This is a genomic window from Cryobacterium melibiosiphilum (genome assembly GCF_003602235.1).
GTDB lineage: Bacteria > Actinomycetota > Actinomycetes > Actinomycetales > Microbacteriaceae > Cryobacterium > Cryobacterium melibiosiphilum.
The window spans coordinates 1-14,055 of the sequence record NZ_QZVS01000037.1 but is presented as its reverse complement, the minus strand read 5'-3'; the positions used below and the strand labels follow the sequence as shown (position 1 = coordinate 14,055).

Annotated in this window: 11 protein-coding genes; 9 read left to right on the top strand and 2 right to left on the bottom strand. The window is 61.7% G+C overall.

The genetic code is table 11. The features are described 5' to 3' along the window. Window positions 1-69 precede the first annotated feature (69 nt). The 7 genes from D6T64_RS01030 to D6T64_RS01005 all read left to right on the top strand — a co-directional run bounded on the left by D6T64_RS01030 (window position 70) and on the right by D6T64_RS01005 (window position 9,699). Window positions 70-1,107: a hypothetical protein gene (locus D6T64_RS01030; protein ID WP_119970586.1), complete on the top strand. Its 1,038-nt coding sequence runs from the start codon at window positions 70-72 to the stop codon at window positions 1,105-1,107. A 443-nt stretch (window positions 1,108-1,550) separates the two neighbouring features. After that, window positions 1,551-3,062 (top strand): DUF2397 domain-containing protein, encoded by a 1,512-nt coding sequence (locus D6T64_RS01025; RefSeq protein ID WP_147364404.1) that lies wholly within the window; start codon window positions 1,551-1,553, stop codon window positions 3,060-3,062. Beyond that, on the top strand, window positions 3,059-3,874 hold the full coding sequence (locus D6T64_RS23365; RefSeq protein WP_119970582.1) for a DUF2398 family protein: 816 nt from the start codon (window positions 3,059-3,061) through the stop codon (window positions 3,872-3,874). Before D6T64_RS01025 ends, D6T64_RS23365 begins: the two co-directional genes overlap by 4 nt. Then, a complete protein-coding gene (locus D6T64_RS23585) occupies window positions 3,793-3,993 on the top strand; it encodes a hypothetical protein (protein WP_407643257.1) in 201 nt (66 codons plus the stop codon). The genes D6T64_RS23365 and D6T64_RS23585 overlap by 82 nt, the downstream gene beginning before the upstream one ends. Then, a complete protein-coding gene (locus D6T64_RS23360) occupies window positions 3,900-4,346 on the top strand; it encodes a DUF2398 family protein (protein ID WP_158594751.1) in 447 nt (148 codons plus the stop codon). Before D6T64_RS23585 ends, D6T64_RS23360 begins: the two co-directional genes overlap by 94 nt. Further along, on the top strand, window positions 4,343-8,431 hold the full coding sequence (locus tag D6T64_RS01010) for a TIGR02680 family protein (protein WP_119970577.1): 4,089 nt from the start codon (window positions 4,343-4,345) through the stop codon (window positions 8,429-8,431). The genes D6T64_RS23360 and D6T64_RS01010 overlap by 4 nt, the downstream gene beginning before the upstream one ends. Continuing rightward, a complete protein-coding gene (locus tag D6T64_RS01005) occupies window positions 8,431-9,699 on the top strand; it encodes a DUF2399 domain-containing protein (protein WP_119970575.1) in 1,269 nt (422 codons plus the stop codon). The genes D6T64_RS01010 and D6T64_RS01005 overlap by 1 nt, the downstream gene beginning before the upstream one ends. A gap of 12 nt (window positions 9,700-9,711) precedes the next feature. On the opposite strand, the gene D6T64_RS01000 is transcribed toward D6T64_RS01005, so the two are convergent. Both D6T64_RS01000 and D6T64_RS00995 read right to left on the bottom strand, forming a co-directional pair. Then, complete coding sequence (locus D6T64_RS01000; protein ID WP_199719018.1) at window positions 9,712-10,581, bottom strand: DUF3037 domain-containing protein; 870 nt, start codon at window positions 10,579-10,581, stop codon at window positions 9,712-9,714. 10 nt (window positions 10,582-10,591) lie between these two features. Further along, entirely contained in the window at window positions 10,592-11,374 is a 783-nt protein-coding gene (locus D6T64_RS00995) for a HipA family kinase (RefSeq protein ID WP_147364403.1), read from the bottom strand. Window positions 11,375-11,615: 241 nt separating this feature from the next. On the opposite strand from D6T64_RS00995, the gene D6T64_RS00985 reads away from it, so the two are divergent. Continuing rightward, on the top strand, window positions 11,616-12,887 hold the full coding sequence (locus tag D6T64_RS00985) for a hypothetical protein (protein WP_147364402.1): 1,272 nt from the start codon (window positions 11,616-11,618) through the stop codon (window positions 12,885-12,887). Between the two features lie 5 nt (window positions 12,888-12,892). After that, window positions 12,893-13,672 carry a hypothetical protein gene (locus D6T64_RS22075; protein WP_147364401.1) on the top strand — a complete coding sequence of 260 codons (780 nt, stop codon included), beginning with the start codon at window positions 12,893-12,895 and terminating at the stop codon, window positions 13,670-13,672. Window positions 13,673-14,055: the final 383 nt, after the last annotated feature.

Below are 14,055 nucleotides of genomic sequence, written 5' to 3'. Positions count from 1 at the left end.
GCCACCAGCCCGCCGCCGATACGGCATAGTAGAAAACATCGATAGTGGTCCTGTTTTCAAACGGCACTATTGGCCCTGTTTTGGGTCGGCGTCAACACAAGATCACTCTTCACGCTGGCGATTGTGTCTGTAGCGCTGGTTCTGGTGTCTGGATACCTCTTGATCACCAGTTTTTCTCGCGAACCCCAGCTAGAGATCAGCGGGTCTGGCTGGGATGCTGCCGCGGCAATCGGAACCGTGGCGGCCACCATTGTCGCCCTGGGGCTCGCAGTGCGTTCGTTTCGGCAAGAACGAGACGCAGTTGCAAGGCTGGTCTCCGCTTGGGTGACCGACGAATACTCAGCCATGAGGTCTGTTCCGGCCTACCGGAGGTCTGCGATAGTCCATGTCGCCAATCAGTCCAATGAGCCGGTTTTTGATGCGCACGTCTCAGTTGTCGCGGGCGTGGGGAATAAATCGCTTGGCCCGCTCAGCGCCCCAACACCGATTGCAGTGGTACCGGCGCGGGGCGTCCGAAGCTTCGACATCTCGACCCCGCTGTTGGGTCACGAGGATACGTGGAATTTGCGAGTCGAGCTGACGTTCGCGGACGCTCGCGGTAAGAGATGGCTGCGAAACGTCGAAGGCGGCTTGACAGAGATTACCGATCTCGAGTCCGACTGGAGGCCTCACGAAGAGACAGAACTGGATCTCACTGATCTCCACAATCTGAACCATCCGCTCGGGATCGCGGCTGCTTTTCTAGCCGGTCTTCAGGATGGCGACCAAGTCGTCCCTGAGAAATTCGCTGTCGTTCTCGCTCCTGAAGCGGAAGATTGGGATAAAGCGGATTGGAGCCGCCTTCGAACTGATTTAGAGGAATTTACCCCGACTTCGATGGTGGACTATCCGGCACCATACATTGCGAGAGTAAAGCTTTCCGGAGATCCAGAATTGCGGGGAAAGGCTGTCGCGGGAAGCATCGGCATACCCCTTGCCAATGTGATTTTCATGACTCTTACCTACGCTCCAAATCGTGGTTGGCGCGTTTGGGGCATTGGCGCTGCGGTCCGCCCGGACGAAATACTGTTCCCCTCGGGCACGTTCGATGCCGACCGCGGCGTGTAAGCAAACCGTCCCTGATTCTCGGCCGGTGCCGTGCTGGCAATTCGCCGCCGTGAAGGCGATGCGTTGGCGGGAGCGCTGCCGAAACTCGTCGACATAGTTAGAAGAACGTGCCGGGAATGAGGTGCGACCGTTCCGGGCGGAAGTGCGAATCGACCCACTACGGCCGACTGGCACGCTTCGGAATGTTGACATATCCGCTCTTATCGGCGTATTCGGGATCGGTTCTCCCTGCGGCTCGTGACGCCTCAGGCGAGTACTGGACAAGCCCCTTCATCGCTCATCAAAAGAAAATGGGCGATTCAGTCTCGCTGCGGTAGCGTTCGGCCGATTCGAGATTTACCAATACCCGTGATGCGGTGGATGACAGCACGGAGACAGACGTTACCCGCGGGTGGTTCAACCACGCCGTCGGGAGTGTCGGTGGTCGCCGTTAGCATTTGAGGGTGCCGTACTTCGACGGCATTGAAGGGGGGCGGATGATGAATGAACCCGAGAGCGCTGACGTATCCCGGCTCAGTTTGTACGCCCATCTGCACACTGAACAGACGGACCAGCACCGGCGTATTATGCGTCTCCTTTCCGGGGATATCCTCACCCGTGAGATGAGCGCCGCGGAAATCGCGTCCGAGTTGGCGGCCGGTGGATTCCCGATCACAGAAGATGAGGTCGAGTCTCGCTGCACCCAGTTAAAGGGGTGGGGGAACGTCATCCCTTCCGTCCGCAACTACCGAGTCACGACCATCGCGGAACTGCAACGCACGAAATCTCGGTACCAGGCCTCCAAGCTTGGCGCGCGGGTCGCCTCCCAGTCTGACGACATCGTCAACGCCACTGACGGCGCCAAGGAAGTTGCCCGAGAACTCATGGGGGTGATCGCCGAGCAACTCGCCCGAATCCTCGAGGGGATCAACGGGGGTCGAGACCCGGACCTGATCGCGGCCGCGGTCACCACTACTTTTAACTCCCACCGGGAGTTCCGGGACAGCCTGCGTGATTTCACCGCATATCTCAGCGGGATCCTGTCCCGTTACGACATTGTCGGCGACGAGTATCTGGCGTTGAAGACCACCCTGATGCGTTACATCGACATCCTCGGCACCGACGTCCGGCAGCACGCCCCGCGCATCTCCGCGCTCCTGACCCAGCTGCAGCCGCAGATTCCCGAGGTTCTCGAGACCCTCGCCCTCTGGCAGACGCTGACGGCGAAGGACACCGAACTCAGCCAAGGCCGTACCGAGTCCGACTGGCTGTGGCTCGGCGAATGGTACGCCGCTGACGGGGAGACATCCGGGCCGGTGGCGTTCCGGGCAGCCACGGAACAGGCCCTCGGGCAGCTGCTGGTGAATGCCAAACGCATCGTCACCGATGCCGGGTCCGGGCATTCCCGGCGCGATGACCTGCTTCAGCTCGCCAAACTGTTTCACCTCGCAGAGGATGAGGACGCGCACCGGCTGTTCGCGAACGCGTTCGGCGTCTACTCATGGCGGCATCTTTTGCTCGGCGACGATGAGAACGTCCCACCGTCTGCGAACACCTCGTGGTGGAACGCCCCGAACGTGGACGTGCCCGTTACGCTCCGGGAACGCGGTGACCGGTCCGCGCGGGGCCGCACCGCTACGATTCGGGATGCGGTCCTGGAGACACAGCTGGCGTACCAGGACGCCATCGAGCAGATGCGGCGCCGGAAACTAGCGGCCGCCGAGCTGATCGCGGCCGGCACCCTCGACGGTGTGCACCTCTCCGCTGGAGCGCAAGAACTGCTTCACGCCCAGCTGACGTTGATCGACCAAGCCACCAACACATCGGAGAACCGAGAAGCGGGGTTTCGACTCAGTCGGAAACCCATTGCCGGAGTGAGCACCATCCTGTTCGAGGAAGGGGTGCTCACCGTTCACGGGCACCGCCTGACGGTCACCTCGACGGAGAGTCAAGTCAGGGAGGAAGCGGCGGGATGAGCGACTCGACCAGTTACAAAATACGGGATGCCGCCCGGCATTTGGAGCGGCACACGTTCCTCACCCAGGCCCGCCATCCGGACGTCTTCCTGCTCGTGCGCCGCCATTCCACGGAGCTGAAACGACTGTTCGGGGAGACGCTCGGGTACCGGCTCATTGTGGAATCCACGTTCGCCCGTCTGCTGAAACCGCCGCTGCCTCTCACTTCTCCTGTTCGTGCGCTGCACGGACCTAATGGCCCGGTCAGCCCGCGCGTGTACCAGTACGTCTGCCTAATTGCGGCAGCGCTGCAAGCTCCGGGCGCGGCTGACCAATGGCTGATCTCCGCACTCGTCGCGCAGGTGCGCTCCGACGCTGCCACAGCCGAAATTGTAACCGGGGACTCGTTCACGGAACGCCGCGACTTGGTGACCGCTGTGAACCTTCTGTCTCGGTTCGGGGTGGTAAATGAGACCGACGGTTCAGCGACCGAGTGGGGCGCTGGCCGGAACGTGGAAGTGCTGCTAAGCGTGAACCAAACAGCGTTGTCGTACCTGCTCGCCAACTCACTCATCATGGGGTCCCGGGCTGACCAGCCCGCTCACACCCTCACCCGTCGACTGGTCGAAGATCCGATCCTGGACCGCGCCCTCCTCACTNCCTCACCCGTCGACTGGTCGAAGATCCGATCCTGGACCGCGCCCTCCTCACTGATGAGGAAGAGCGGATATGGTCGCGGGACCGCCGGACCTTGGAGGAGCAGCTGGAAGACCTGTTCGGTCTGCATTTGGAGGTGCGAAGGGAGGGCGCCCTCCCTTCGCACCTCCAAATGAAGACCTGTTCGGTCTGCATTTGGAGGTGCGAAGGGAGGGCGCCCTCGCGTGGGATGTCGCGGAGGACGCCACCGATGAACCATTTCCTGGGGTGGGAGTGCCCCGGCAACTCGCGTTGATGTTCGTCACCGAACTGGTCAGTGCCCACCAGCCCGGCGACGGCGGCGCGGTCACTGTCACCGATGAGACGGTTGATGAGATCATCGCGGTGATCCTCGACACGTACCGCGGGCATCTGCGGTCCGACTTTGAAGCATCCGACCCGTCAGCCGCTGCCCGGGCGACCGCTGCGGTGATCAGCATCCTCAGCGCTGTCGGTCTGCTCACCGTTGGCCCGGGTACCGTCACTGTGCATCCGGCAGCTGCCCGGTACGGCGCGACGGTCACCCGCCGGGCTGCACCGAAAAACGTGTCCGCGCCGCAGACCGCCGCAGATTTCAGTCTGTTTGACGCCTTGGAAGAAGAATCATGAACAATGCAATTGTCACCGATTTATCTGCGACCGCCCGGGCGTCAGACGTAAAGGTTCGCTTCCGGCTGGTGCGCGCCGGAATCGTCAACGTGCACAAGTTCGCGAACGTCGAGTTCCCGTGCGCTGGCGGACGTGTCGTCTTCCGTGGTCCGAACGGGTCAGGGAAATCCCGGGGCATGGACATGCTATTTCCGTTCCTGCTCACCGGGGACCGCCGCCGGATGGGGTCGGGATCTTCCGGAGCAGTAACCGTCGACTCGCTGATGCGGGTGATGCTCGGAAAGGACAGCAACCGGGTTGGGTATGTATGGGCGGAGTACAGGAACGGTGACGGTGACCACCGCACTGTCGGCGCGTACTTCAAGTACTCCCGGAACACCAGCGCCTCCGATGTGCATTTCTTCATCACCGAACTGCGGGTCGGACATGGGTTGCAGTTGATGGATGACACCCGCCATCCGCTATCACGGGCGCAGCTTGGGGAGCTTGTCGGCCCGCACAACATCACCCAGCAGGGCACCGAACACGGCAGCCGGGTCGCCCAAGAGCTGTTCGGGGTCACCGATGACGCTGGACGGGCCCGGCTGGCGGCCGCGTTCGGCGTTATGTACAACCTTCGCTCCCCGGATTTTGGGGCGAAGTATCGGGCGAAGGACGTTACCCGTCTGCTGACAGAGTCGCTCCCGTTGATGCCGGACGACACCATCCGATCCGCTGGCCTGTCACTGGACAACCTGCAAGATACCCGGGATCAGCAGCACAACATTGAGGCGGCATCACGGCACGCGTCCGAGACGTTGCTTGTGTACCGGGGGTACGTCACCACGGTCCTTAACACTGAGACCGAAGGTTTAACGAAAGCTGTGACGTCGGCGGAAGCTGCGGCCACGGCGGAGGAGTCTGCCCGGGACCAGGAAATCGCCGCGCAAGCCCGGTTGCGGCAGAAGGACAAGGAAGCTTTCGATCTCAGAGAACAAATCATTGAACTCACCGCTGACAAGGCGGCGTTGGAAAAGTCGCCTGCGTACAAGGGTGCGTTGGCGTTCGTGGACCGCCGGGCCATGGTCGATGCGCTCAAAGGTTCGGCGGTGTCCGAACTCAGCTCCTGGTGGCTCCTGTCCGATGCTGTGGACGCGGCAGTGAAGCGAGCGATGGCCGACTCTGAGACCGTGGCGGGGACCGGAGACAACCTGTCCCAAGCTGTTCGAGCGGCCGGTATGTGCGCGGTTGACGCGGGACTTGAGCACACCTTCCCGGTCTTGTCGGTCTCCGTGGCACCCGGAGCTTCCCGGCTGGTCAATGTCCGGCGAAGCGTTGAGGCCGAACCCGTCATCGAGATACACGACGGCACCCCGTCGGTCATCGTCAATCCGGTGGATCTCGTGACGGTCACCGACAAGTTCGCCGCGCTTCGCATCGCCGCAATCAGCAAACAGGGTGTCGCCGAAGCGCGGCTGGAAACCGCTGAACGCCTGATGAACGACGAACGCTCCGTGCGCTTGGTAGAACAGGGCAGCCAGAAAGCTGAACGTGACGCCCATGCTGGCCGGGCTGCCGCTGTGGCTGCGGCAGAGCAGGCTGACGCCGCCCGGCTCGTTCTGGGCGTCGCATGGGCCGGGTGGGCGCAGGGCCCGGCGACAAGCACCCTGTTCGGTGAGGTGGACTGGACGACGACGACACTGTCCGGCCTCCTCGCTGACGGAATTTTGCCCCCCGTGCACGAGCTGGATGGTGTCGCGGAGAGCGTCGCCGCTGACGCCGTCGCACACGTTGCTGTCACTGCACAGCAGGTCCGTGACCGGCGCACAGCGTTCATCGACGAACGGGAACTGCTCACCGAGGAGCAGGACAAACTAATCGGCAACGAAACACCCGCGCCGGAGCGGAGTTCATGGGTGAGCGTCGCTGACGGGCCTGCGTTCTGGGAGACCGTGGATTTCCGTCCTGGCGTGCCGGAACGCATCCAAGATGCAGTGGAGAGCGCGCTGCGCGCTTCAGGGATTCTCGCGGCTACCGTCACTAAGGACGGTGTAGAACCGGTGACCGGTGAGCTGATCGTGTCTTCACGCGGTTCCGTAGCAGCCCGTTCGCTGATCGAGATTCTTTCCGCTGACAAGGCCGGCTCGGAGGTTGCCGAGATTCTCGGAAGGATCGGGTTCAACGACCCTACCTGCCCGGTGAACATCCACGAGGACGGGTCCTGGCACGCGGGACCTCTCGGCGGCCGCTCCCCGATCACCCCGGCTCAGCACATCGGTGCCGCCGCACGGGAGCGCACGCGACGTGCGCGACTCGAACAGATCGATATCCGGCTCAGCGACATCAGTACTCTCCTCATCGCAAACGAAGAGGATCAAGCGGCTGCCACGGCGTTGCGGACGTCGATACGCGCTCAGATAGCTGCGGCCCCAACGTCAACAGCGGTCATCCAGGCGGACACTGCCAGCAGCATCGCCGGAACGACGGCGAAAGTATTGCAGTTGGCGGCTGGCACAGCCAGCGATGAAGCACTTCAGGCGCGCACAGAATGGGACGCCCGGGAAGCCATCCACCGTCGCGCCTGCCACCACGCCGGGCTCCCAGAAACGGAACCGAAGTTGCAGGAACGCGTTCAGCAGCTCCGCACCACCGTCAGCACCTGCGATGAGGCGACCATTTTCGCCGAGACGTTCGCTCGGCAACGGCGAACGTTTCAGACGACCTCCGATGACGTGAGCGGTGCGGTCACCGCCGCTGACACCCAAATTCTTCTCACCGACAAGTCGGGGGAGCGATGGCGCAGCGAAGCGGCCATCGTTCGGAAACTGGAAGCAACCGTTGGGGTGAGCGCCGAACAGGTGATGACTGAACTCGCAGACGCCGAGTCCGCGCTGCGGACAGCGGGGACGCTGAAGGACAAGACTGACAGCCAAGCGCGAGACGCAGCCAGCAAGCATGGTGCCGCAGTCACTACCGTCGACAACGCAACCAACCGAGCTGTCGCTCTGGCCGACGATGCCGTTGAGGTAGCGGAACATGTGCACGCAATTCTGCGACTCCCCGGAGTTACCGACACGGTCGAAGCGATTGAGCGTCCTGCGGAAGCGACCCCGGCAGAGCTGGTGAGGTGGCTCCGGTCGAACGTCATCAACACCAAGCAGCGTCCCGTATCTGTGGACGACGTTCATGTAGCTGTGGACACCCTGCGTGATCATGTGACTCAGATGTTTGGCGTGCACCGGACGACCACCGACGGGGTCCTGCTGGTGGAGCTGATCGGCGGGGAAGGCACCCATCCCCTCCCAACAGCTGCCGCTGATTTAGCTACCCGCGCGGAGACCGGCCGGCAGGCGATCATGCAGTCAGAAGCAGATGTGTTCTCCCGGTTCATCGTCGATGGTGTCGCCACTGACATGCGGAAGGTTATTCGTCTGGCCACAGAAACCATAAGGGACACCTCCGCCCGAGTGTCGGCACACCGCACCAGCAACGGGATCGGGGTGCGCTTGAAGTTCGCCGACAAAGATGATGTCCCCGAAGCGGTGAACCGCATCCGCGAGCTGGTCGCGATCGCAGACCAGGTTCGCTCCACAGCGGAGAATGCGGAGCTCTCCACTCTGCTTCGCCAAACCGTGCAGGAAGCGTACGACCTCAACCGTGCTGAGGGGTACGGAAGGGCGTTGGCGGACAGCCTCGACTACCGCAACTGGTACAGCGTTGAACCGGTTGTGCTCGGCCCGAACGACAGCCAGGAGCGCACATTGAAAAGCGCGAAACTCTCCGAAGGGGAACTGCGGTACGTCACCTACCTGGCGTTGATCTCAGCCTTAGACTCCCACCTCAGCGCCCTGCCTCCGATCGCACCGCGCCTGATCCTCCTCGATGACGCGTACGCGATGGTCGACGACCACGGCCGGCGCATCCTCACATCCATCCTCGTGGAACGGGATATCGACTTCATGATGACCGGTTTTGACCTGTGGCTGCACTACGCCAACATCAACTCGTTGGACGAGTACGAGATCCGGTCCACCGGGGAGGAGACCCCGACCACTGCGGTGCGCTACCACTGGGACGGGCAACGCCACAATCTCCGGGAGGTGTGATGGACGACATCCCGGAGCGCCTGCTCGGCTACCTGTCCGCGTCGTCCCTCACCGCTTTCTGGGTCGTGATACGGAAACGACTCGAATCCAACGGCCTGTCAGCTTCCGGGGCGGTGACTGTGGAGGTCAACGCGGACGGCGCCGACAGGTTGGATGGGCTTCTTGTTCAGCAGGTAGACCCGGGCCGAACCCGAGTGAAGTTGGATGACCTCGACGCTGCATTACGGCGTTCCGCAGCTTCGGCGAACCTCGCCGCTGTGACCGCTGCAATGACGGGGTCCCCGCTCACCGACCGCCGTCAAGCCAGGGAGGACCGGGTGGCCTCAACCGCAGAGCTCATCTCCGCTCTGGAACAGGCAGTCGTCATGGGCCCGCCGGTTCATGCGCAGGCGTTCGTGGAAAACATCCGGCTGTCAGGTCTCCTCACGAAAGCCGGAAAAGTTGCCGCGACGCAAGCGATCGCCTGGTTCGCGCTCGGTTGGGCTGAACTCACCAGCGCCCTCGTGTTCGATGACCCGGACATCGAATCAAATCCAGTTTTCGGTTTAGGGGAACTGGCGACCATCGCCACTGGAACAGCACACGGGTTCGATGAGGGGAGGCTAGCTGCTCGCCTCATGGTGCGGGCGCTGGCGATGACGTTCGACGAACCGGTGCCAGCGGCCGGTCAGGACACCCGGCGCCTGTGGGAGCGCGCGGGTGTGGCCACCGACGACGTGTCGGGGACAGCGATGACGTGGGGGTTCCGGCCGCCCGGGAACAACCGGTGGGCGACGATGATGCGGGAGCGCGCCGACCTTGGGTTGGTCACCCACCTGACGGTGCAAGAGCTCCGAAAGGCTGATGACGTGACGTTTGCCGAACCGGGCTCCGTCGTGTACGCGTGCGAGAACCCACAAATTCTCTCCGCCGCCGCGCGCTCGGCCGTCACACAACCGCTGGTATGCCTGTCTGGGCAAGGGTCTGCCGCCGCCTGGCAGGTGCTGCGCGCACTGATCCGCGGCGGGGTGACAGTGCGCTACCACGGTGACTTTGACTGGCCGGGGGTCCTCATAGTCAATCGGGTGCTTTCCTCGGGTGGGGTGCCGTGGCGGATGGGTGCTGACGATTACACGGCCGCTTCGATCACTGGCCCGTTCGAGCCGTTGGATGGTGCCCGGCGGCCGACCCCGTGGGACGAGGCGCTGTCCCGGGCGATGGATGGGACAAACGCCGCCGTCCACGAGGAAGCTGTCGTAAACATCCTGCTTGGCGATCTGCTGGCCTGAATCGGCTTACGACTAGATGACCGTGGCCAGATTGCTGTTTTCCGCTTCGGCTCTGTATTCATCGAGAGTGCGAACGGTTACCTGATTGCGGTTCCATGCTTCCATCGCCGCGTCAAGGACGTCCAGTCGCTTGCGGTCAGCAGGTCCGGGCGCGGAAGCGTGATAAACCACCTCGATCGCCGTTGTCGAATCAAAGCTGCGACTGGAAGAATTATCAAGGTGTAGTGACGCCCCGTCTTGGCGGAGCATGCCGACCAGAAAATTCCATGATTGAATTTCACGCTCCAGCAACGCGACGTCCAGGACGTCGAAGGCCCAGACGTTCGTCAGGAACTCTTCGCCAGCCGAGAATCTGGCTATATCGAATACCCCGCGCTGCTTGCCGATAGTTGCAACGGGTTTCATGAAGAGATTGATTCCCAGAGAGAATTCCAATTCCGTTTCAAGCGTGTCGCGTACTTCCGCTCGAAGATTCCGGCGGGTGATTGTTGATCTGCGTTTCGCGGTTGAACGTTGAACAAGATGCGGATAGAGGAGAGCCACACCGTTTGCGGCCGATGACACGTCGATGGAGGCCGGCGGCGAGAGCTGGACAGAGTTGGCTTGGCGGGAGCCGACGTGATTGATCCACGCGCTGGTGACTCGAGCGATACCATCCGCCAGTGGCGGGCGAGCGTGACCCTCGATCGTTCGTTGAAAATCGGTGATCCATGGAGTCAACTCGCTCAGGTCGCTGCTCAACGTTCCGTGATTCCTCACGTACCTTGTATCGAAGCGCACGGCCCAATCGCCGCCGTCGTGGCCGCACACTATGCCGATGTTGGTGAATTCCCCGCGCGCAACGTCTGGAACGAACCGGATGGTCCAGTACTGATAGCCCATCGGATGCCTCCTAATCAAAGTTTGTGTGCGCTGCTGCCTCTGTAAGCCGCTCGGCAACACCCTCGGCCCGCAGGAACAGTATGTCTGCCGCTGTTGCGAGATCCGCGTAAGGGATCTTCCATTCTATGGGCACAGACGCTGTGACGGCACGGATGGCTTCCCGATTCAGAGCGAGGACCGCCAGGGCTGCCGTACGAAGGGCGCGGGCTGATGCTACTGCGGGGTCGAGATCCCCGGGTTCGCGGTCGTAGAGCCACGGCGATGTGCCAGTTTTGCGAAGGGATTCGCTGGACCAATCCCCCTCGCCACCCAGCCAGAACCCGTGGTCGAAGGACCAAATTGTGTAGTCCTCAGTGATATCGTGCAGCCATTGCTGGTCCCCGCCCATGCACAGATCCCAGAGCCCGAAAATCAACGCCTGGCGATAGCGGTTGTTGTCACGAGACGAAAATGCTGACCAGTTCTCTGACACCAGTGCGGCCGGAATGTCGCGCGAACCATGGCCGATGCCCCCATGAAGTCGATGCTGGGGAGTGAACTGATATGTCATTGAGTCGGGGATCTCGATTAGGGCTGTCTTACAGATGGGGGCACCGAGCAGGTTGCCGATGCCGTGCACGATCACCTCGGCCGCCAATGTGCGCGGGCCTTGAGGATTGTTCGGTGCCTTGACCCAATATTTTTCTCCGTCTGACGCCAGGGCGAGGAAAGTGCCTGAGCCGGAGGTGGTTGGCGTTAGAACTGAGACCAATTTCGTTCGGGACAGTGCCGTAGACGTTGCGGGATGGGGCATGCGGTCAGCCTAGCGACTGGTCGGACGCGTCTTCTCGCTGTTTGGTATCGCGCGCTGGCGAATGTCTTGGACGCGGGTTGGAGTTCGTGGCCTTAATCCGCGCTGCCCCGGGTCCGTGAACAAGGTGCCGATTCGAGGATGAGACGTCTTCCGTTCCGCTGGCCCAGATCCACGCTGAGCGCTGATTCCACAAAGCACCAGAGCGGAACAAACGTTCGGAGATCCGCAGTACCTTGAGACCATGGAGACCGAAGTCGAAGAGGTGCCTCTCGGACCTTTGATGGGTGCGACGATTGAGTTCTGGCGCACACGTACCGGCACGTCTTGGCATGGTAATCCTGAATGCAACTCGCTCCGGAGTACTCCAGTGTCCTCAGAACTCGCCCAACCTGACCACGGCGATATCGACGGAAAGGTGTATCCAGATCGGCTTCATTGCCAGCCGGCTGGCCGGGTCGGCGCATACGTGACGGCTGCTGGGCGCCTCCGCAGCTTCATGAGCGAGACGACAAGACTCGGGCGCGCCTCGACCGAAGGCTACCGCCCGCTGGCGGCTTTGAAGACCGCGTGGAATCCGCTGGACGACCTTGGCGACGATCGAGATTTGGAAACCCTTCGTCCGCTTTGGGACCGCGCGCTCGCTCGTCGTCATGAACTTGTGGGTGACGTGGCGCGGACCTTCCACTCCAACAGCGAGCGAATGGCTGTGGCGTCCGCGGCTGCTTGGGTCCGGTCAGGGCGCAAACCCCGAGAGCACGCGCGGCAGTACGCAATGTTTCTCGCGCGAGCAGTGGCAATTCACGAGCAACACAAGTTGGGCGCGAATTGGGAGACACGGAGCCTAATAAACTCCCGGATACTGTCTGAGTGGCTTGAGGATGTGGGTGCCGGCACGGTTCCGGCGCTGGCGATGAAACGAATCGCGGCTGAAGAGATCCGTCTGGCGGCGCGGCTCTCCTCCGATATTGAGGATACGTTTTCGGCGACCGTCGAACGGACGCTTACAGCGGTCGCGCAGGCCTGGACTGATGCGCTCGAAACTATTGCCGTCGCCCATCGATCTGATGCCTTGGTGGTCTTCAACGAATACGACTTGCCTGCATCCGGACGTGGGATCGCAGAGGCATGTTTGACGATCTCCGGTGGCGCTGAGCTACACGGAGGCAATTTGCATTGGGTCGTCACCAAGGTCCCGCTGGCCTTCCGTTTGATGCTTCAGGAAGGTGAGCGTGGCCCGAGCGGTTTGGTACTGGTTGAAGAGTGGATCTCAAACTTCGATGTGGATCGATGTGCAGATCTACTGAGGCGAGTCCTTGTCGCTGAGGGAATCCCGCAAGCCAGTAGGCAGGTTCGGGAAATTAAACCGAGGGTCGTTCGGGTCGAAGGGCGTGGACTCAGAGGCGTCGAGTTGGAGCCTTCAGATCTTCCGCAGCGGCCCCGGGACGGATTCTCTATGCTCGGTGTGGGCCGGGGGCTTACCGTTGTTGATTTCGCGCCGTTCCTGCGGGGCTGAGTACTTTGGTCGACAGTGACACCGGCTCCAACCTTGCTGACGTTCGTGGCGAATTACGGGATCGGCTGGGAATCGACCCGACCTCACCGCGACAGATTCTGAGGCTCGCCGACCTCGGCGTCGTGTTGCAGACTTGGCGGAACGGACCTGTTGAATCCCTCCACGCCGGCTCTGGCCCTTTGAGTGACGGCGATATGCTGCGGATCAATTCCTATACAACATGGCGAGTCCGCGGCATCACCGATCGGTGGTGGCGCGAGGTGCTTCGCCAAAGCGGAGCTGGAGCCGCGGAGGGGGCGATCCACGACGAGGACTTCGAAATACTTGTCATGCGCTGGTACCGATGGTTTGTGAACCCAAGTCGGGTGCTTCCGGGTGGTGCAACGTTACGCGATATGGCGGGGGCAGATCTTTTGGAACTGCAAGCCCATGTTGATAGCACTCTCAGCGCACTTCTGAAATTGGCCAAGCGGCAGGGCGCTGATACAGCGGTGTTGTTTCTTGCGGTTCAGGGTGCTTTTCAGGCAACCCAATGGTGGGGACATCCGCAGTGGACGCGGCTTGTTGATCGGTTCGTTGTTGCTCTCGACGATCCAACGGACGCGCACTGGAGTTCTATACCGAGCTGGCGGGACAGGCTGCCTCCTGAGCCGGTAGAAGTAGTGGATCGCCTCTATCTGAGGAAGAGGCTTCGCACAGCACCTTGGATGCTTCGAGCAGATACCGCTGAGTGGCTCGTCGATGCTGGAATCGGTTCTATGCAAGTAGTAGACGATCGGGCCTGAACCGCATCACGAACCAGCGTAAAGAGCGACTCGACGGCGAAGCCGATGGCGCGCCCAGTTAGGTGACAGCCAACGGTGACGATTCTCGAGATCGCTCACTCCCTGCCAGGCAGAGGTGGAAAACCGTGGCCCAACACCGGCTCTCTACCGGGCCGATGTCACTCTGCCCCCGACGATCGATCCAATTGGATTAAATTTGCGGCTGGCTGAGCTTTTCAGCACTGTTTCCGATAGCTTAAGACTCGTCGAGCAGAATCGGTTGCACCGGATCCAGCGTCACTTCCTTGTTGACGCCGACCCAAAACAGGGCCAATAGTGCCGTTTGAAAACAGGACCACTATCGATGTTTTCTACTATGCCGTATCGGCGGCGGGCTGGTGGCT